Source organism: Nocardia iowensis (genome assembly GCF_019222765.1).
GTDB lineage: Bacteria > Actinomycetota > Actinomycetes > Mycobacteriales > Mycobacteriaceae > Nocardia > Nocardia iowensis.
Map to the genome: position 1 here is coordinate 8,356,806 of NZ_CP078145.1, position 19,668 is coordinate 8,376,473.

At 66.5% G+C, this 19,668-nt stretch carries 19 protein-coding genes; 10 read left to right on the forward strand and 9 right to left on the reverse strand.

Features of this window, described 5'->3' with window-relative positions; translation table 11 throughout:
• Positions 1-44 precede the first annotated feature (44 nt).
• A complete protein-coding gene (ramB, locus tag KV110_RS38595) occupies positions 45-1,451 on the forward strand; it encodes an acetate metabolism transcriptional regulator RamB (RefSeq protein WP_218472034.1) in 1,407 nt (468 codons plus the stop codon).
• Between the two features lie 18 nt (positions 1,452-1,469).
• Here ramB and KV110_RS38600 read toward each other — a convergent pair whose 3' ends face one another.
• Entirely contained in the window at positions 1,470-1,697 is a 228-nt protein-coding gene (locus KV110_RS38600; RefSeq protein ID WP_218472035.1) for a hypothetical protein, read from the reverse strand.
• 149 nt (positions 1,698-1,846) lie between these two features.
• The gene (locus tag KV110_RS38605) at positions 1,847-3,076 is read right to left on the reverse strand and encodes an MFS transporter (protein ID WP_218472036.1); all 1,230 of its coding nucleotides are present in this window, start codon (positions 3,074-3,076) and stop codon (positions 1,847-1,849) included.
• Between the two features lie 75 nt (positions 3,077-3,151).
• On the opposite strand from KV110_RS38605, the gene KV110_RS38610 reads away from it, so the two are divergent.
• Positions 3,152-4,000, forward strand: coding sequence for a TetR/AcrR family transcriptional regulator (locus KV110_RS38610; RefSeq protein ID WP_246634227.1), 849 nt, complete (start codon positions 3,152-3,154; stop codon positions 3,998-4,000).
• Positions 4,001-4,099: 99 nt separating this feature from the next.
• On the opposite strand, the gene KV110_RS38615 is transcribed toward KV110_RS38610, so the two are convergent.
• Positions 4,100-5,926: an acyl-CoA dehydrogenase gene (locus tag KV110_RS38615; RefSeq protein ID WP_218472037.1), complete on the reverse strand. Its 1,827-nt coding sequence runs from the start codon at positions 5,924-5,926 to the stop codon at positions 4,100-4,102.
• 150 nt (positions 5,927-6,076) lie between these two features.
• A complete protein-coding gene (locus tag KV110_RS38620) occupies positions 6,077-6,946 on the reverse strand; it encodes a nuclease-related domain-containing protein (protein ID WP_218472038.1) in 870 nt (289 codons plus the stop codon).
• 319 nt (positions 6,947-7,265) lie between these two features.
• On the opposite strand from KV110_RS38620, the gene KV110_RS38625 reads away from it, so the two are divergent.
• Positions 7,266-7,799: a carboxymuconolactone decarboxylase family protein gene (locus KV110_RS38625; RefSeq protein ID WP_218479421.1), complete on the forward strand. Its 534-nt coding sequence runs from the start codon at positions 7,266-7,268 to the stop codon at positions 7,797-7,799.
• Positions 7,800-7,880: 81 nt separating this feature from the next.
• Here the strand turns inward: KV110_RS38625 and KV110_RS38630 are convergent, their stop codons facing one another.
• Entirely contained in the window at positions 7,881-8,657 is a 777-nt protein-coding gene (locus KV110_RS38630; protein ID WP_218472039.1) for a TetR/AcrR family transcriptional regulator, read from the reverse strand.
• Between the two features lie 128 nt (positions 8,658-8,785).
• Between KV110_RS38630 and KV110_RS38635 the strand changes: the two genes are divergently transcribed.
• Positions 8,786-9,163, forward strand: coding sequence for a VOC family protein (locus KV110_RS38635; RefSeq protein ID WP_218472040.1), 378 nt, complete (start codon positions 8,786-8,788; stop codon positions 9,161-9,163).
• 52 nt (positions 9,164-9,215) lie between these two features.
• Here KV110_RS38635 and KV110_RS38640 read toward each other — a convergent pair whose 3' ends face one another.
• The gene (locus KV110_RS38640) at positions 9,216-10,067 is read right to left on the reverse strand and encodes an SDR family oxidoreductase (RefSeq protein ID WP_218472041.1); all 852 of its coding nucleotides are present in this window, start codon (positions 10,065-10,067) and stop codon (positions 9,216-9,218) included.
• Between the two features lie 99 nt (positions 10,068-10,166).
• Between KV110_RS38640 and KV110_RS38645 the strand changes: the two genes are divergently transcribed.
• Positions 10,167-10,565, forward strand: coding sequence for a winged helix-turn-helix transcriptional regulator (locus KV110_RS38645; RefSeq protein ID WP_218472042.1), 399 nt, complete (start codon positions 10,167-10,169; stop codon positions 10,563-10,565).
• 41 nt (positions 10,566-10,606) lie between these two features.
• Entirely contained in the window at positions 10,607-11,023 is a 417-nt protein-coding gene (locus tag KV110_RS38650) for a PPOX class F420-dependent oxidoreductase (protein WP_218472043.1), read from the forward strand.
• On the opposite strand, the gene KV110_RS38655 is transcribed toward KV110_RS38650, so the two are convergent.
• Both KV110_RS38655 and lpdA read right to left on the reverse strand, forming a co-directional pair.
• On the reverse strand, positions 11,024-11,725 hold the full coding sequence (locus tag KV110_RS38655) for a polysaccharide deacetylase family protein (RefSeq protein WP_218472044.1): 702 nt from the start codon (positions 11,723-11,725) through the stop codon (positions 11,024-11,026).
• 121 nt (positions 11,726-11,846) lie between these two features.
• Complete coding sequence (gene lpdA / locus KV110_RS38660) at positions 11,847-13,250, reverse strand: dihydrolipoyl dehydrogenase (RefSeq protein ID WP_218472045.1); 1,404 nt, start codon at positions 13,248-13,250, stop codon at positions 11,847-11,849.
• A gap of 144 nt (positions 13,251-13,394) precedes the next feature.
• Between lpdA and KV110_RS38665 the strand changes: the two genes are divergently transcribed.
• Positions 13,395-14,495, forward strand: a complete 1,101-nt coding sequence (locus KV110_RS38665) for an AraC family transcriptional regulator (protein ID WP_246634228.1) — start codon at positions 13,395-13,397, stop codon at positions 14,493-14,495.
• Between the two features lie 255 nt (positions 14,496-14,750).
• On the forward strand, positions 14,751-15,806 hold the full coding sequence (locus tag KV110_RS38670; RefSeq protein WP_218472046.1) for an NADP-dependent oxidoreductase: 1,056 nt from the start codon (positions 14,751-14,753) through the stop codon (positions 15,804-15,806).
• A gap of 106 nt (positions 15,807-15,912) precedes the next feature.
• On the opposite strand, the gene KV110_RS38675 is transcribed toward KV110_RS38670, so the two are convergent.
• Positions 15,913-16,887 (reverse strand): dipeptidase, encoded by a 975-nt coding sequence (locus KV110_RS38675; protein ID WP_218472047.1) that lies wholly within the window; start codon positions 16,885-16,887, stop codon positions 15,913-15,915.
• A 132-nt stretch (positions 16,888-17,019) separates the two neighbouring features.
• Between KV110_RS38675 and KV110_RS38680 the strand changes: the two genes are divergently transcribed.
• Positions 17,020-17,565 (forward strand): AMIN-like domain-containing (lipo)protein, encoded by a 546-nt coding sequence (locus KV110_RS38680; protein ID WP_218472048.1) that lies wholly within the window; start codon positions 17,020-17,022, stop codon positions 17,563-17,565.
• A 41-nt stretch (positions 17,566-17,606) separates the two neighbouring features.
• Complete coding sequence (locus tag KV110_RS38685) at positions 17,607-19,664, forward strand: prolyl oligopeptidase family serine peptidase (protein ID WP_218472049.1); 2,058 nt, start codon at positions 17,607-17,609, stop codon at positions 19,662-19,664.
• Positions 19,665-19,668: the final 4 nt, after the last annotated feature.

The following is a 19,668-nucleotide window of genomic DNA, read 5'->3' on the forward strand; positions in this document are numbered from 1 at the left end:
ATTCCCCATTGGCAGGGTTGCGAAAACGGCCATAAACTGGACACATGGCCAAGACTTACGTCGGGGCGCGGCTTCGTCAGCTGCGGACCGAACGAGGGCTGAGCCAGGTCTCACTCGCCCAGAAGCTGGAGATCTCGGCGAGTTACCTCAATCAGATCGAACACGACGTGCGCCCGCTCACCGTACCGGTGCTGCTGCGGATCAGCGAAGTATTCGGTGTCGACGCGACCTTCTTCTCCTCCCAGGACGACACCCGGCTCATCGCCGAACTCCAGGAGGTCGTGATGGACCAGGAGTTGGGCATCGAGGCCGACACCCAGGAGATCGCGGACATGGTGTCCGCGCACCCGAGCATGGCGCGCGCGCTCGTCAATATGCACAACCGCTACCGCAACACCTCGGCCCAACTGGCCGCCGCCACCGAGGACCGGTTCGCCGACGGCTCGGGCAGCGCGGCGATCAGCAAGCCGCACGAGGAGGTGCGCGACTACTTCTACCAGCGGCAGAATTACATCCACGAATTGGACACCGCCGCAGAGGAACTCACCGCGCGCATCCGATTCCACGGTGGCGATGTGAACAGCGAGGTGGCGCGGATCCTGCGGTCGCACGATGTACGGATCGTCGAGCGCATCGATCTCGGCGAGGGTGTGCTGCACCGCTACGACCCGCAGACCCAGCGGCTGGAGATCGCGCCGCACCTGTCCGGTGGGCAGCGCACCTTCAAGCTGGCCGCCGAGCTGGCCTACTTCGAATGCGGCGACCTACTCGAAAAGCTGGTCGAGGAAGGCAATTTCGCCTCCGAGGACACTCGCAAGCTGGCGATGCTCGGACTGGCGAACTACTTCGCTGCGGCAACCGTGTTGCCCTACACGCACTTTCACGAGGTCGCCGAGGACTTCCGCTACGACATCGAGCGGCTCTCCGCATTCTTTACGCAGAGCTACGAGACCATCTGCCACCGGCTGTCGACACTGCAGCGCCCCAAACTGCGCGGCGTCCCGTTCTCCTTCGTTCGCGTCGACCGCGCGGGTAATATGTCGAAACGCCAGTCCGCCACCGGTTTCCACTTCTCCGCCAGCGGCGGCACCTGCCCGCTGTGGAACGTCTACGAGACCTTCGCCTATCCCGGCAAGATCATGACGCAGATCGCCCAGATGCCCGACGGCCGCAAATACCTCTGGGTTGCTCGCACCGTCGAACGTCGTGCCACCCGCTACGGCCAGCCGAGTAAAACCTTCGCCATCGGCCTCGGCTGCGAACTGCGCCATGCGGGCCGGGTGATCTACGCCGACGGTATCGACCTCAACGAAGTGCAAGCCACCCCCATCGGCGCGGGCTGCCGCGTCTGCGAACGCACCAACTGCCCACAACGCGCCTTCCCGCCCCTCGGCAAGGTCCTCGACATCAGCGAACACCGCAGCTCGGTCTCCCCTTACGTACTGAAGTAGTCAATCCGGCAACATTTTTCACTGGGCCCGGTCCGCCGCCCAGGCAGTCGCCCCCGCCGTCGCCGTGGTGGTGGTGGTCGTCGCCGCCGTGGTGGTCGTCGCCATCGCCGGGGTCGTCGCCATCGACGGGGTGGTCGCACCCCCGTCGCCATTGTCGTCGCAGTGGTAACTGTCACCGTCGCCGTGGTCGTCACTGTCACCGGCCCCGCGGCCGTCACCGTCGCCGGTAGGCAACAGCGTCGCCAACCGGCGCTGTGGACGCGACGAAGGCCACCGGCAACACCCGGACACAGTCCCGGACGGATCGCGACTTCGGCTGGGCGGATCGGCAATCCGAATTCGACACGCTGCGGCCGACATCGGCGGTACCGATGTCGGCCGCAAGGTTGTCGCGCTTACGCGGGTTGCGTCTTTCGCTGGAGTCGGAGGCCGATCAGGGTCATGGCCAGGGCGGCGACCAGCAGGATAGCTAGTGTCCATGCGAGGACCGAAAAGCCGTGGGGGGCAGCGGCTGCGGCGACCAGCGGGCCTGCGGTGGCGCCGACGTAGAAGCTGAACATGGCGACCGAGACGGCGGCGGCGCGGGACTCGCCGCCGAGTTCGCCCGCGGTCTGCAGCACGGCGGGGGCGATGATGCCGAGACCGCCGACGAGGACGGCCAGCAGGATGGTCAGGACGGTGAGGTGCGTTCCCTCGAACGTGGCCGCGACCATCGCGGCGGCGGCGACCAGGACGCCGAGCACCATCTGACCGTGCTTGGACAGCCTGGCCAGCGGCACGGCCAGCAGTGGCAGCGCGATCATCACCGGCAGCGCGCCCGCACGCAGCGCGAGCAGTTCGCCGGAACCCGTGACCACGCCGCTGAGTTCGAGGCCGGTGTACACACCGACCATCACGGCCATGCTGATCGCACCGGCCACCAGCATCGGTAGCAGCGGCCGGATGCGCAGCACCGCGGGGATCGCGGCGTAGCTGTGCCGCAGCGGACGGTCCCGGCCGGTCGGGGCGTCGTCGAGCATCACGCCGCGCAACGCGACCGCGAGTACGGCGAAAACCACAGCAGAGCCGATGAATACGGTGTGCCACGGGAACGAGGCAACCACGGCCTGCGACACGATCTGCGCGATCACCGTCGCGGCCAGGAACGAGGTCGCCACCGACATCGTCACCACGGGACGATGGGCAGGCGTGATCCGGGTGGCGACGTAAGCCATGATCGCGGGCGGGATGGACCCGACCACCAGGCCCTGCACGATCCGCAGCCCGACCGCCAGCGGAGCACTGAAGGCCAGGCCGGTCAACAGGGTGACCACCGCTGCGACCAGCATGCCGGTCATCAGCACCCGGCGGTGACCGTAGCGATCCGACAGCGGACCGAAGAGCACGAACCCGCCCGCGTAGCCGAACGCGAACGCGCTGATGATCCAGGTCATCACGCCCGCGCCGACGTTCCAGTCCGCTTTCAGCGCCGTGAACAGCGGGATCGGTACATACATCTGGCCGGTTGCGAGCAGGGCGGACAGCACGAAGACAGGCAGGGTGCGCGCGGTGTGGGCGCGCTGAGCGCCGCGGGTGGGCGCGGGGGCCGCAGTACCGGCCGTGAGCGGAAGTGTCGTCGTTGCCATGCGGACGACAGTAGGACCGCCACAGCCACATTGTCAACCAAATAGTTGGTTTAATGAGATGGTAAAGTCTTCGATATGACGGCCACCATGAAACGCAGCGACGCCACCAAACAGGCGCTATTGCGAGCCGCGCGTGATGAATTCGCCGAATACGGCCTCGCCGGGGCACGAGTCGACCGCATCGCCGAGGCGGCTGGGGTGAACAAGGAACGCATCTACGGCCTGTTCGGCAGCAAGGACAAGCTATTCGACGTCATCCTCATCGACACGCTGCGCGAGTTCATGGACGTGGTCCAGCCGTTGGCCGACACCGAGCCGGGCGAGTACGTCGGCAAGCTGTTCGACTATCACAACAACAACCCGCAACTGCTCCGGCTGATGATGTGGGAAGGCCTGCATCGCGGCGGGGAAGCACACGATATCGACGGCTGGCGCGCCCAGCACTATGAGCGCAAATTCGACAGGGCCATCGAACAATTCGGCGTAGACGCGCAGCACGCCGGGCATCTTCTGCTCGCCCTGTGCGGGATGTCCAACTGGAGTCTCGCCGTGCCGCAGACCACTCGGCTACTGCTCGGCGCCGCGGCCGAGAACAAGGACGCGACCCGGGAGTTCATGCAGGAGTTCGCCAGGGCGGCAATGCGTAGCTTCCCACCGAGGATGAAACGGGACGCGCGACCTAGATCGACACCGGTCAATGAGTTGACCGATGATTTCGCATCAGCCGTTGCCGACTCGTCCGCCAAGGTCGACCGAGCAGCACAACGCCTCCGCGACGCCCAGGCAGCGGCCGACGCCGCCCGCGACGAACTCGCCGCCGCCCTGCGCGACGCCCACGCCGAGGGCACCAGTGCCAACCAGCTGGCCCGCCAAGTGTCGGGCACCCTCTCCCGACCCGTCGTCCTCAAACTCCTGGCCGAGTAGCAACCCGAGTTCGATCTCACAGACCGCCCACACCCCTCACAGGGCATACACCCGCTGTGAGACGCACGAAGGCTCTGTGAGATCGAACTCGACCAGCTGCTAGAAGGCCGCTTCGTCCAGGTTCATGATGTCGTTGTCGATCGCGGCGATGATGGTCTTGTTCGCGGTCAACTCGGGCAGCACGTTCTTCGCGAAGAAGCTCGCGGCGGCGACCTTTCCGGTATAGAAGGCGCTATCCTTCGCCGAGGCCCCGGAAGTCAGTGCGGCCGAGGCGATCTCGGCCTGTACCAGCAAACGCCAGCCGATGAGCAGGTCACCGACCGAGAGCAGGAAGCGCACCGAACCGAGGCCGACCTTGTACAGCTCGGCGGGGTCCTGCTGGCCCGCCATCAGGAAGCCGGTCAGCGTAGCCGCCATCGCCTGCACGTCGGCCAAAGCCGTACGCAGCAGCTCGCGTTCGGTCTCGAACCGTCCGCTCTTGGTGTCGAGGAACGCGGCGATCTGCCCGGTGACGTGCCCGATCGCCACGCCCTTGTCCCGAATGATCTTGCGGAAGAAGAAGTCCTGCGCCTGGATGGCGGTGGTGCCCTCGTAGAGCGAGTCGATCTTCGCGTCGCGGATGTACTGCTCGATCGGGTAATCCTGCAGGTAGCCCGACCCACCCAGCGTCTGCAGCGATTCGGTCAAGTACTGGTAGGCCCGCTCCGAGCCGACGCCCTTGACAATCGGCAGCAGCAAATCGTCGACCCGGTGCGCCAATTCGGCGTCGGCACCCGAAACCAGCTGCGCCACATCAGGATCCTGGTGCGCAGCGGTGTACAGATACACCGCCCGCAGCCCCTCGGCGTAAGCCTTCTGCAGCGCCAGGCTGCGGCGCACATCCGGATGCCGGGTGATGGGCACCCGCGGCGCGGCCTTGTCGGTCATCTGCGTCAGGTCCGCACCCTGGACCCGCTGCTTGGCGTAGTCCAGCGCGTTGAGGTACCCGGTGGACAGCGTGCCGGAGGACTTGATGCCGACCATCATGCGCGCGTTCTCGATCACCTGGAACATCTGCGCGATGCCGTTGTGCACGTCGCCGACCAGCCAGCCGACCGCGGGAACGTCACCGCCGAAGGTGAGCTCACAGGTGGGCGAGGACTTCAGGCCCATCTTGTGCTCGACATTCGTCGCGTAAACGCCGTTGCGGGCGCCGAGTTCGAGCGTCTCGGGATCGAAGAGGAACTTCGGCACGTAGAACAGTGACAGTCCCTTGGTGCCCGGCCCGGCACCCTCCGGGCGGGCGAGCACCAGGTGGAACATGTTTTCCGCGGTGTCGCCGACATCGCCGCCGGAGATGAAGCGCTTGACGCCCTCGATGTGCCAGGTGCCGTCGGGCTGCTCGATCGCCTTGGTGCGGCCAGCGCCGACATCGGAGCCAGCGTCCGGCTCGGTCAGCACCATGGTGCCCTGCCAGCCGCGCTCGTAACCGGCGGTGGCCCAGTGCTTCTGCTGTTCGTTGCCGACGTTGTAGAGGACCGACGCCATCACCGGGCCCATGTTGAAGAAGCTGGCAGCCGGGTTGGCGCAGTTGATCATCTCCTGCACCGCCCACACCACCGCGGCGGGCGCGGGCGTGCCGCCCATGCCCTCGGGCAGGCCGAGCCTGCTCCAGTCGGCCTCGTGCACGGCGGTGATCGTCTTGCGCAGAGGCTCGGGCACCGAGACGGAGTAGGTGGCCGGATCGAAGACGATCGGATCACGGTCCGCCGCCGCGAAGGATTCCGCGATCGGCCCCTCCGCCAGCCGCTTCACCTCGACCAGGATCTCGCGCACGGTGTCGGAGTCGAGATCGCCGTAGGCGCCCGTATCGAGCAACTTGTCCAGCCCGAACACCTCGAACAGATTGAACTCGATGTCTCGCACGTTCGCCTTGTAGTGACCCACGACGGTCCTCCCAGGTTTCGGCCATTTTGACGATGTACAAACGCAGCCTGCCGTACCGCGGCGACGCTACGCAACCGTAAGCTCGGCCGCACCACACAAGTGTTCACCAGGTGGTAACCAGCGTGGGCAGGGCGGGATCGAGGGTGACGCTCAGCAGTCCGGTTGGAACGGCCAGCAGGTGGTCGGCCGCGGCGGTGGCGGCGACGGACTCGGCGTGCTGCTGGTTTCCTGCGGCTCGGGGTGGGAGGAGTCCTGGGCCAGCGACGTCACAACTACCCCGAGCACGGCGATCATCCCGGCGATTGCCAGGGCGACGACGGCCCACCCGGCATACGCCTGCCGTTTCGTCGCGACACCGGGGGTCGGCTCGGGCCGTGGTTTCGGCGGGCGCGCAATGACACTCGGCGTCTCCTGCGCCACCTGCTCGAAGCCGGCGGCGACCAGTTCGGCACGCGTCGGCGCGAGGTCGGCGAGGCCGAGCGCGGTGCAGTCACCGATCACCCGGTCGGCGGTCCATTTGCGCGGTCCGGCCGAGAATCCTTCCAGGTAGATGCGCAGCTCGGTGGCGTCGGCGACATTGCCGACGACGACATCGAGGCCGGGTCGCAGGTTGGTACGCGACGGCCGAACCACCGCACCGCGGAACGGAACGAGAACGACGGCACCGCACACATGCCCGGGGTCGAGCAGTGCCCGCTCCAGCGTGTTCTTCACCGCGAAGATGCCGTGTTCGAGTCGATCGGACGGGCTGCCGGACGGCTCGTCCAGGTCGGCGTCGGCATCGCTGATCTTCCATGGGCCGTCGGCGGAGATATTGAGAATGCCGCTCTGCCTGCGCCGAAAGCCCTTGACCTCGAGCACCGAGAGCCCGCGCGGCGTCCAGACCACCGCATCGATCTGCCGGTCACCGACCTGCAGGTCGATCATGGCGAGGGCGGCCGACGGATAGGACCGCAAACAATCGACGAATTCTTGTTCGGCACCGGAGAGCTGCGCCCCGGGCTTGACCCTCACCAGCATTTTCGAGCTCGTCCGCCTCTCCGCGCCCTTCAGGCCGTACCAGTGCGCGCCGCGTACGCTGCGCCGACGACCTGCGGTCGAGTGCATAGCGAGCCCTGGGCGTTCCCGCGTACTACCCCAGTCCTCACGAAATCGATCGTAACGGTGTAATCCGCACCGTGCGCAGGCAATTCGGTACCGCCGGCGGACCGGCGGACCATTCGGTGCCGGCCGTAGCCATCGATCCGGCGCGTACGCGCCGGTAGGCTGACGGCTCGGCCCGGCGCCGCCGGGCCGCTCGCCTATCACGCGGAGGTGCCGACCAAGCATGGTTTCAGCGCTGCGACCACGCATTTCGCCCGGCCGACTGCGGGAGCTCGGCCCGATCAACTGGGTCGTCTGGCAGGTACTGTCCAAGGCGGCGGGCACCGATGACGCGCACCTGTTCAGCACCCTCGGCCGCACCAGAGGACTGTTCCGCGGCTGGCTGCACTACTCGGGCAAGCTCATGCCCGGCGGTCGGCTGCCGCGGCACGAGTCGGAGCTGGTGATCCTGCGCGTCGCCCACCTGCGCGGCTGCGAGTACGAGATGGATCACCACATTCGACTCGGCAAACGGGCCGGAGTGACACCGGAGATCCTCGACCGCCTGCGCACCGGACCGGACGCGCCGGGTTGGTCGGACAAGCACCGTGCGCTACTCGCCGCCGTCGACCAACTAGTGCGAACCCGCGACCTGGACGACGCGCACTGGACGTCGTTGGCCGAGCATTACGACGAGCGCAGCTTGATCGAAATCGTCCTGCTGGTCAACCAATACGAGGGTTTGGCGTCCACCATCACCGCTCTGCGCATCCAGCGCGACGGGGTCTGACCCGTCGCTCGAATTTCGCGCCGACGATTCGGCATGCGGGACATCAGGATTACCGGGGTTTCGCCGGAAAAGTGCTGGAGCTCACGTCTTTTCGATGATTGCGGCGAGGCCGTCCAGAACCCGGGCCAGGCCGAATTCGTAGGCGTGGTCGGCGCTGTAGGCGGAGTCATAGGCCTGGCCCGCTGCCGCGCCGACGCGGGCGCCCACCGGATACCGCTGCGGGTCGAAGACCTTCTCCAGCAACGGCGCGGCGCGCTCCCACCACTGATGGTCGGACATAGCGCTGTCCGCGGCCGCACGCGCGGTGTCGATGGCGATGCGTGCCACCGAAGTGACGAAGCCGAGGACGAAGGTGAGTGACGCGTCCATCGTCACGTCATCCAGGCCGAGACCTTCGAACGCACGGAGCTCGTGGTCGTACTTGGCGGCCACGCCCGGACCGAGCGGCGGCCGGGTCGTCGGCAGGTAGGCGACCCACGGGTGGCGGGCAAGCATGGCTCTGTTCGCCGCGGCGATGGTGGTGACCCGTTCTCGCCAAGGCAGTTCCGACAGGTCCGCGCGGTCCATCTCGCCGTAGACCTTGTCCACCATCAGGTCGAGCAGTTCGGCCTTGCCCGGCACGTAGGTGTAGGTGGCCATCGGGGTCAGGCCGAGCGCGGTGGCGACGGCACGCATGGTGAGCGCGGCGATGCCGTCCGCATCGGCGATCTCGATGGCCGCCGCGACCACGGCATCGACGCTGCTGCGCTGCTTCGGTCCGCGCACGGGGTGCTGGTTCGCGGGCACGCGCCACAGCAACTCCAGCGTCCGCACCGGATCCCCCGCACTGCTGCGGTCTTGTTTGCCGCGTCGCTCCACCCTGCCTCCTCACCTGGTCGACCCGATGGTATCGGTGTGACGGAGGTCATAGTGCGGACGCCCCGGAATTTTCCTACAAAGTACAGCGTACTAAGTAGAGAATTAATCCGCGAACCCGAGGAGGACCCATGAACATCACCGCTTCCGCCATCTCCCTCAACGTTGCCGACCCGCAGGCCTCGGCGAAGTTCCTCATCGACCACCTCGGCTTCACCGAGAAAATGGCGGCCGACGGCTTCGTCTCAGTGGACCGTCCCGATGCGGGTCTGAGCGTGGCCTACCTGCGTACCGGGCTGGCGAGCTTCAAGCCGAAGAACGCGGCGGGCAGCGCGGGCGAGGGACTTCTGGTCGTGTTCGTCGTCGACGACATCGACGCGGAATACACGCGACTGCAGAACGAGGGGGTGCCGATCGTCACGCCGATCGAAACCGAGGAGTGGGGCGAGCGCTACTTCCAGATGCGCGATCCGAACGGGATCATCGTGCAACTCGTGCAGTGGGTGTGAGCGAGCGGCGGCGAGGTTTCCGGCAGGGGACCTCGCCGCCCGTGCGGCATGGTTATCCGAGCGCCGCGCGAAATACCTCGACGGCCGGTGTCGACGGCCTGCCGAGCAACTTCTGCAGATCACCGGTCTGCACATCGAGGATGCCGCTCGCGATACCGGCACTCGAATCGCCGAGGACCTTCGCGAAATCGGCGGGCGTTCCGGCCCGCTCCAGCACGGCGACGTAATCGGCCTCCGACAGATTCTCGTAGCGCACCGGCTTACCCGATGCCTGCGACATCGCTTGGGCCAGATCAGCACTGGTGAGGTGCTCGTCGCCACCCAGTTCGTACACTTGCCCGGCATGTCCGTCGGTGGTGAGCACCTTCGCGGCCGCGTCCGCGAAGTCGGCGCGCGCCGCACCCGCCACCCGTCCCGCACCCGCCGCGCCGTACAGCACACCGGACTCGACCGCGTGCGCGAGCTCGGGCACGTAGTTCTCCCAGTACCAGCTATTGCGTAGCACCACATGCGGGACAGTCGCATTCGCGAGCACCGCTTCGGTGCCGATGTGCTCTTGCGCCAGGATCAACGGGTTCTCCGTCGCGCGCGGAATGCTGGTGTAGGCGAGCAGTTCCACGCCAGCACGCTCGGCGGCGCGAATGACGTTGGTGTGCTGCGGTACTCGCGCACCGAATTCATTGCCGGAGACCAGTAGCACCCGGTCGACCCCGGTGAGCGCACGGTCAAGCGCGGCAGCGTCGTCGTAGCTCGCCTGACGAACCTCGGCACCACGCTCGGCCAGGTCGGCGACCTTCTGCGGATCGCGGACGATCGCGACGACCGGAGTGGAACCTTCACGCAGCAGTGCCTGCACGACAAGACGGCCCAGCTGTCCGCTGGCACCGGTGACGGCAACGGTCATAACTACCTCCCAGAGTATGTACGAATCGACATGTACTAACTATTAGTAAGTACTATTCATTCCTACACCACTTTGGTCAAGATGGGTACTATCGGATACATGAGTACGCAGCGCACATCGTCGCCAGACCTGGACGATCCGACGCTGGAAGCCGACGTTTTCGCCCGAAACTGCACGTCACGGCCGGTTTTGCACAATGTGGCGAGCCGCTGGGGCATCCTCGCCCTCGTCGCGCTGCGCGAGGGTTCCTACCGGTTCAGCGCACTGCGCAGGCGCGTCGACGGCGTCAGCGAACGGATGCTGTCGCAGACCCTGCAATCGCTGGAACGGGACGGCATGGTGCACCGCGAGGTGTACGAAACCATCCCGCCGCGCGTCGAATACACGTTGACCGAGGTCGGCGCCGAGGTCGCCGCCCAGCTCGAGGCGCTGATCCAGGTGGTCGAGAAGAACATGCCCAAGGTCCACGAGGCCCAGGCGGCCTACCACCGCGACTGAGGCACGGGAAGAGACCGGGATCACCGCCGGTTGATACCGGAATGGAACTCGCCACCGCAGTCGATTTCGCCCGCACCCACCGCAGGTCGGTACTCACCACGATCCGCCGCAACGGCCGCCCCCAGCTGTCCAACGTGCTGCACGTAGTCGGCGACGACGGCATCATCCGCATCTCCATCACCGCCGACCGCGCGAAGTACCACAACCTGGTGCGCGACCCGTGGGCCGCCATCCACGTCACCCGCGACGACTTCTTCGCCTATGCCGTGCTCGAGGGCATCGTCGAACTCACCCCGGTCGCCGCCGAGCCGGACGACCCCATCGTCGATGCCTTGGTCGACTACTACCGCAGTGCCTCCGGCGAACATCCCGATTGGGACGAATACCGCCGGGCCATGGTCGCCGAACACCGCGCACTGGCCCTCTTCACTCCGGACCACGCCTACGGCATGCTCTGATCAGTGCTTCATCAGTTCCGATACGGTGACGAATTGGTAACCCGCGGAACGAAGTTCACTGACGATGCGGGGAATGGCGGCTAGCGCGGCATCGGCGTATTGATGCATGACGTGGAGCAGGATGATCGAACCGGGGCGGACCTTGCCGACCGTATCCGCGACGAGCCGGTCGGTGCTCGGCTTTCCGCCGGAGTCGGGTTCGACGTCCCAGGTCACCGTGGTGCGGTCATGGTCGGACAGGTATTTCGGGAGCGACCAGAGCTTCTTGCCATTGGGCGGGCGGAAGGTAACCGGGCCCTGGTAGCCGGTTTTCGCGATTTCGGCATCGGTGCGTTCGACCTCGTCCCGAACCGTGTCGGCGGAGACCAAGACCATCCGGCGGTGGTTGTAGGTGTGGTTGCCGATCTCGTGACCGGCCTGGGCGATCGCCCTACCGTGCGCCGGATGGGCGGCGAGATCACGCCCGTTCAGATAGAACGTGGCCGGAACCTGGCTGTCCGCAAGCGTTTTCAGCACCTCGGGCGCCTTGTCCGTCGGCCCGTCGTCCAGCGTCAGCGCGACCACCTTGTCACTGGTGTCCACCCGATCCACCAGCCGCCCCGCCAACTGGTACGTCCGGGAATTCATCAGGTAATACCCGCCGACCCCCAACGCCAGCACTATCACCAGCACCAGTGCCCCGCCGATAAGCCACTTTCGCATCACTGCTGTCTAGCAGACCGGCCTGGCGGACGCGACTTATCGAGGCCTGCTACCGAACGAAAAACGGTGGCGCCCGGACCTTTCGGCCCGAACACCACCGTCGTCGAAACCCGGCGCCGGATCAGAAGTTGATCATGTGCCCGGCGAGGCCGTGGAAGGCTTCCTGGAGGGCTTCGCTGAGGGTCGGGTGGGTGTGCACGTTGCGGGTGAGCTCGTTGACGGTGAGGTCCCACTTCTGCGCCAGGGTCAGCTCGGGCAGCAGCTCCGAGACGTCCGGGCCGATGAGGTGGCCGCCGAGCAGTTCGCCGTACTTGGCGTCGGCGACCAGCTTGACGAAACCGGTCGGGTCGCCGAGGCCGTGCGCCTTGCCGTTGGCGGTGAACGGGAAGGTCGCGACCTTCACGTCGTAGCCCTCGTCGCGCGCCTGCTGCTCGGTCAGGCCGAAGCTGGCGACCTGCGGCTGACAGAAGGTGGCGCGCGGCATCATCCGGTAGTCGCCGAGGGTGACGGTCTCCGCACCCGCGATGGTCTCGGCGGCGACCACACCCTGCGCCTCCGCCACGTGGGCGAGCTGCAGTTTCGCGGTCACATCGCCGATGGCGTAGATGTGCGGAACATTGGTGCGCATGTAGTCGTCGATCGCGATGGCGCCGCGATCGGTGAGCTGGACACCCGCCGCGTCGAGGCCGTAGCCCTCGACCCGGGGCGCGAAGCCGACGGCCTGCAGCACCTTGTCGACGGTGACCGTCTCCACGTTGCCGGACTTGTTGTCCTTGATCGAGACGGTGACCTTCGAGCCGTCGTCATCGATGGACTGCACCGCCGCACCGGTGGTGATGGTGATGCCGAGCTTCTTGTACTGCTTGGTGATCTCCTTGGAGACGTCGGCGTCCTCGTTTGGCAGCGCGCGGTCCAGGAACTCCACGATGCGCACGTCGACGCCGTAGTTCTTCAGGACGTAACCGAACTCCATGCCGATCGCGCCCGCGCCGACGATGAGGATCGAGCCGGGCAGGTCGCGGGTGAGGATCTGCTCCTCGTAGGTGACCACGTTGGCGCTCAGCTCGGTGCCGGGCAGCAGTTTGGTGACGGTGCCCGCGGCGATGATCGCGTTGTCGAACGTGATGGACTCGGTGCCGCCCTTGGTCAGCTCGACCGAGAGGGTGTTCGCGTCGGTGAAGGAGCCCTTGCCGTCGAACTCGTCGATCTTGTTCTTCTTCATCAGGAAGTGGACGCCCTTGACCCGGCCGTCCGCCACCTTCCGGCTGCGGTCGAACGCCACACCGAAGTCGAAGTTCACCTCGCCCGAGATCCCGAAGGTCCTGGCTTCCTTGGTGAAGATGTGGGCCAGCTCAGCGTTACGCAGCAACGCCTTGGAAGGGATGCAGCCGACGTTCAGGCACACACCGCCCCAGTACTTTTGCTCGACGATCGCGGTACGGAGGCCTAACTGTGCCGCACGGATGGCGGCGACGTAACCGCCAGGACCGGCACCGAGAACGACAACGTCGTAATGGGAAGTCACGACACCGAGCCTAACTCTGTCGCCACGAGTTGGCTCACCGGTCCCCCACAACACTGAGCCGTGGGCCACAGCTGGCCGGAAGTTCGGTGTTCGCGATGCGGACGGAGTAAGGAACCGGACATTTCGACTCGCTACTGTTGGCCGGTGGTGCAGAGTCGATCGGCGATCCGAGAGGAACGCCCAACGCACCGATCGACGTCGGCCGCCGGGTTCGGCCAGCCGCCGCCCGCGCTGCCCGTGTCCCCCATCGACGGCACCGCCTCGACACATCTGATCCGGTTGGTCCGCGACACCGCCCGGCGAGCCGGGGTCGGTGACGACCAGCTCGCGACAATTCCCGGCACCGACGACACGATCCTGTCCGGGGAGCTCAATCGCATACCGCTGAGCTCGCTGGTGCGGCTGTGGGAATTGCTGGCGCGAATCAGGCCGGAGCCAGGCGCTGGGCTCGCCGTGGTCGATGCCGCACCGCTCGGGACCCTCACCACCTGGGACTATCTCGTCACGAACGGGCCGACACTGGCCGATGCCTTACGGACCGCACAGCCGTACCACCGGCTGGTGACCGCGGCAGCCGAAGGTTTCGACCTCAGCGGCGACGGCGACCTCACCGTCGGTTTCCGCACCACCGCCGGTGACCCGGCGGTCGCGGCGGTGATCAACGAGTACGTGCTCGCCTACTACCTGCGGCGCGCCCGCGAAGCGACCGGCCGCCACGTGATTCCGGCCCGCGTCGCCTTCAGTCGCGCGGCACCGGGCAACCACGATGTCCTGCTCGACGCCTTCGGCACCGACCGCATCGAATTCGACGCCCCTGCCGACACCATCACCTTCACCGCCGCGGACGCCACCGCCGCACTCCCCCGTGCCGACCCGATGCTCGCCGACCTCCTCCGCAGCCACGCCGACCTGGTCCTGGCCACGGCCCGCCCGATCCCCGGCCCGCTGGAGGCCTTCCGCATCGCCCTGGCCGCCGCACTCGCCGCGGGCGACCCCTCGTTGGCGACCGTCGCCCATCGATTGGCCGTCAGCCCACGCACCCTGCAACGCCAGTTGGCCGAACACGGCACCAGTTGGCGCACCGAGTTCGACCTGGTCCGCTACGAGCAAGCCAAAACCCTGCTCGCCGAAGGACATCTGACCACCTCCGCCATCGCGGCCCGCCTGGGCTTCACCGACGACCGCGCCCTCCGCAAAGCCTTCCGACGATGGAGCGGCACGTCACCGTCCGCCATCAGGACATAGTCTCCGGCAACGAACGGGCCATGGCTGCGGCAACCATCGAAACCGCCCCCTCGCACCGTCGGTCGTCACCGAACGGGACGTGGCGGAGGAAACGTCGAAAAGGTTCTCCGAGGTGTCCCGTTCGGGCGCGACGAGATCGTGTCGTGTTCGGACCGGAGGGTGGCGTCGCGGGACCTGGGGGTTGGGGCGGGCGGCTCATAGCGTTCTCAGTACCGGATCGGATGGGTTCGGCAAGAGCGAATAAGGGGCAGAGCGATGAGCATCCAGACCACTCAGGCATCGGTTACCGGCGACGCGAACGGCACGTTGCCGCGGACCTCGCGGGAGATCCAGTTGGCCGCGCGACCGGACGGCGCGCCGACGGCGCAGCACTTCGCGTTGGTGGAGCGGCCGATCGAGGAGCTGGCCGAGGGACAGGTACTGGTGCGCAACACCTGGATGTCGGTGGATCCCTACATGCGGGGACGGATGGATGATCGTCCGTCCTATATCGCACCGTTCGAGTTGGGTGCGGCGCTGGAGGGTTCGGCGGTCGGCGAGGTGATCGCCTCGGAGGCGGCGGGCATCACGGTCGGCAGCACGGTGTCGCACTTCGCGGGTTGGCGGGAGTACGCGGTGCTCGACGCGGCAGCGGTGACCCCCATCGACACCTCGCTCGCCGCGGCGCATCACTACCTCGGCGCACTCGGCACCACCGGCCTCACCGCGTACGCGGCACTGACCGATGTTGCGCGCGTGAATCCCGGTGACACCGTGTTCATTTCGGCGGCGGCGGGCGCGGTGGGCAGTGTCGCCGGGCAGATCGCCAAGGCACTCGGCGCGACCAAGGTGATCGGGTCCGCGGGCGGGCCCGCCAAGACCAGGCTGCTGCTCGACGAATTCGGCTTCGACGCCGCCATCGACTATCGGGCAGGCGATCTGGCCGGGCAGCTTGCGGCGGCCGCACCGGATGGCGTCGACGTCTACCTCGACAGTGTCGGTGGCGAACACCTGCGCGTCGCCGTCGAGGCCATGCGCCCGAAGGGCCGGATCGCGCTCGTCGGTGCGATCAGCGGCTACAACGGCGACACCGCCGAGCCGGGCCCGGACCTGTACAAGGCTGCGACACGGGAGGTTTCACTGCGCGGCATGCTCGTGAACAGCTACTTCCCGATCTTCGGCGAGTACATCGCGAAGGCCGCGGGCTGGCTGGCCGACGGGACGATCCGCACCACGGAGACGGTGTACGAAGGTATCGAGCAGGCACCGGCCGCATTCCTCGGTGTGCTCTCCGGCGCGAACACCGGCAAGATGCTGGTCCGCCTCGGGTGACCGGCACAGGCACGGGTTACGCGGCGCGACAACACTTGTCGCGCCGCGCCCGGGTGCGCGGACCGCGCAGCCTCGATCCAGCACTCACCAAACCGTGCCGATACCCTCAGTCGCGCCATACCTGCGCCGCGATCCGGGAGAAATTGCCCCCGAACACCGCCGCCCGATCGCCAAGACTGAATCCCCGGCGGGCCAGCACCTCGTCGAGGCCAGGAACCCCGCTCAGGCCGAGCAGGTCCTCGGGCGGAACCCATTGCAACGGGCCCCATTTGGTGTACGACTCGGAAAATGCCTCGGGGTGCGCCCTGAGCATGTCGTTGAAATCCGCGGCATCGAACGAGTAATCCGATCCGATGCCGATGTGCTCGATACCGACCAGCTCGACCCCGTACTCGACATGATCGGCCATCGCCTCGACCCGCCCGGCGGTGTCCTCGACTCCGTTGCGGCCCAGGAAGATTCCCACACCATTGAGTCCGATCACGCCGCCCGTCGCGGCACAGGCCTTCGCTTGCTCATCGGTGATATTGCGCGGGTGCTCCCACAGCGCGGCGAAATTGGAGTGACTGTAGATCATCGGCGCCCGGGTATGTGTGGCGAGGTCCAGTGCGGTGCGCCGGGAACAGTGCGACCCGTCGACGAACATGCCGACCTCGTTGAGCTTGCGCACCAGGTCCCGGCCGTAGGCGGTGAGCCCGGTGTCATCGGTGTCGAGGCAACCGCAACCCGCCTGGTTGGCATGGTTATAGGTCGGCAGCAGCGATCGGACACCCAGCTCGTAGAAAAGCTCCACATTGTCGAGATCGCCACCAAGGGGGCCGGAGTCCTCCAGATCGAACGCCAGGGCAATGGTTTCCGGATCGCCGATGTCGGAATGGCTGTGCACCAAACGAAACCGGCCGTCGGCGAGTGCTTCCGCGCGGAACTGACGCGTCAGCTTCAACGAATCCTCGGTCGACTGCGCCGAATACCCGACATTCACCGACAGATAGGAACCGAGCGGATACCGCGCGAGGTCCGCGATCCGCGCCGAAGGGTGCAGCGGCAGGCAGCAGTGCTGCTCCCAGAGAAATGGCGGCAACCACTGACCTCCTGGTCGGATGAACTCGGAGTTGCGATCTTACTGAGCCGCCTTGCCGACGAGCAGTAACAACATGTCCAATTCGCCCGATTTACCGAATGCTTCATTCTTTCTGCCTGAAGGCGGTGCGGCATGCGTCGCATATTTCTGTTGATTGCCTCCGTCGCGATTTTCGTCGGCCTGTTGATCATTCCTGGACCGGCCGCGGCGACGCCCCCTTATTGCGGATTGGTGTGGGGTTCGCTCGACAAGGCGAGCAAGCCGATGTCGACCGCGCCGATCACCGGCGTCCGCTCCGGCCGGCACGACTGCTTCGATCGGCTGGTCTTCGATCTCGCGGGACCGGCGGCGGGCTACCGCGTCGGCTATGTCGAGGCGGTGACGATGGACGGGTCGGGCGCGCCGGTGCCACTGCGCGGCGGTGCGTTCCTGAATGTCGTGGTGCTCGCGCCCGCCTACGACGACGCGGGCAACGCCACCTACCTGCCCGCGAACCGGAACGAGCTGGTCGACGTGACCGGCTACCAGACCTTCCGCCAGGTCGCCTGGGCCGGATCGTTCGAGGGGCAGACCACGGTCGGCCTCGGCGTCCGCGGCAGGCTGCCGATGCGGGCATTCACCCTCGACGGACCGGGCAACGGGTCGCGGGTCGTGGTCGATGTAGCGCACTTCTGGTAACCCCGGAGTCCCGATTTGTGCCCCTCGGCAACAATAAGGGCATGACCGGCGTTGAGCAGAACGTGACCGATCCTTACCTCTGGCTCGAAGAAGTGACCGATGAGCGGGCCCTCGACTGGGCGCGGGCGCACAACAGCGTGGTCGTCGAGCGCTTCGCCTCCTCCGACCGGTTCAGCGAACTCGAGCGCCGCATCCTGGACATGCTCGACACCGACACCAAGATCGCCTACCCGGGCCGGCGCGGCCCCTGGCTCTACAACTTCTGGCGCGATGCCGAGCATCCGCGCGGGCTGTGGCGCCGCACCACCTTCGCCGAGTACGCCGCGGAGTCGCCGGACTGGGACGTGCTGATCGATCTGGACGCGCTGGCCGCCGCCGAGGACGAGAACTGGGTGTGGGGCGGTGCCGTAGTGCTGCGACCGGTGCAGTCGCGCGCGCTGATCAGCCTGTCTCGCGGCGGCGCGGACGCCAAGGTGATCCGCGAGTTCGACATGGCGACAAGGAAGTTCATCGATCCGGCGGACGGCGGCTTCTTTCTGCCCGAGGCGAAGTCCGAGATGCGCTGGATCGACATCGATTCCGTCTACGTCGGCACGGATTTCGGCCCCGGCTCGCTGACCGACTCCGGCTATCCGCGCATCGCCAAGCGCTGGCATCGCGGCACCGACCTGGCCGAAGCGGTGACCGTATTCGAAGGCGAACCCGGTGACGTCGCGGTCTCGGCGGGCTACGACCGAACCCCCGGCTACGAACGCCATTTCATCGGCCGCGCCACCGACTTCTTCAACGAAGAGGTGTACCTGCTCGAGGACGACGGCACCCTGCGGCATCTGGACGTGCCCACCGACGCCAGCGAATCCTGGTACAAGGACTGGCTGCTGGTCCGGCTGAAGTCGCCGTGGGAGGTCGGCGGCAGCACTTATCCCGCGGGCGCGCTGCTGGCCATGAACTTCGAGAAGTTCCTTTCCGGCGCGCGGGAATTCGAGGTGATCTTCACCCCGGACGAGCACACGTCCCTGCACGGTTACGGCTGGACCGAGAACCATCTGCTGCTCATCACATTGGAGGACGTGCAGACCAAGCTCTACGTGGTGACACCGGGCGCGGCCGGCTGGCGCAGGGAGTCGCTGGCCGACACGCCACCGATGGCAACCACCAGCGTCATGAACCTCGACCCACTCGAGGGTGGTGACGAATTCATGCTCACCACCAGTGGATTCACCACGCCGGCCACACTGCTGGCCAGTTCGGTCGGCGGCAGCACCGAGCAGCTCAAGCAGGAGCCCGGCTTCTTCGACGCCGACGGCATCGAGACCGAGCAGTTCTTCGCCACCTCGGCTGACGGAACGATGGTGCCGTACTTCGTGATCCGCCATCGCGACCGCAAGGGCACGCCGGGTCCGACGGTGATGTCCGGTTACGGCGGCTTCGAGGTCTCACGCACCCCCGCCTACAGCGGCGCGTCCGGGATGGGCTGGCTGGAACGCGGCGGCACCTGGGTGATGACCAATATTCGTGGCGGCGGCGAATACGGTCCGCAGTGGCACACCTCGGTCCAGAAGGCCAACCGGCACAAGGTGTACGAGGACTTCGCCGCGATCGCGAAAGACCTTGTCGCCCGCGGCATCACCACCGCCGATCAGCTCGGCGCGGTGGGCGGCAGCAATGGCGGCCTGCTCATGGGCGTTATGCTGACCCGGTACCCCGAACTGTTCGGCGCCATCGTCTGCCAGGTGCCGCTGCTGGACATGAAGCGCTATCACCTGCTGCTGGCGGGGGCCTCCTGGATCGCCGAATACGGTGACCCGGACAAGCCGGAGGAATGGGAGTACATCAGCAAGTACTCGCCGTACCAGAATGTGCGCGCCGATGTGGCCTACCCGCCGATCCTGCTGACCACCTCCACCCGCGACGACCGCGTGCATCCCGGCCATGCCCGCAAGATGGCCGCGTTGCTGGAGGAGCAGGGCCACGAGTTCTGGTACCACGAGAACATCGAGGGTGGCCACGGCGGCGCGGCGGACAACAAGCAGTCGGCCTTCCAGGCCGGTCTGATCTACGAGTTCTTCACTCAGATGCTGATCGAACGGCGCGGATAACCGC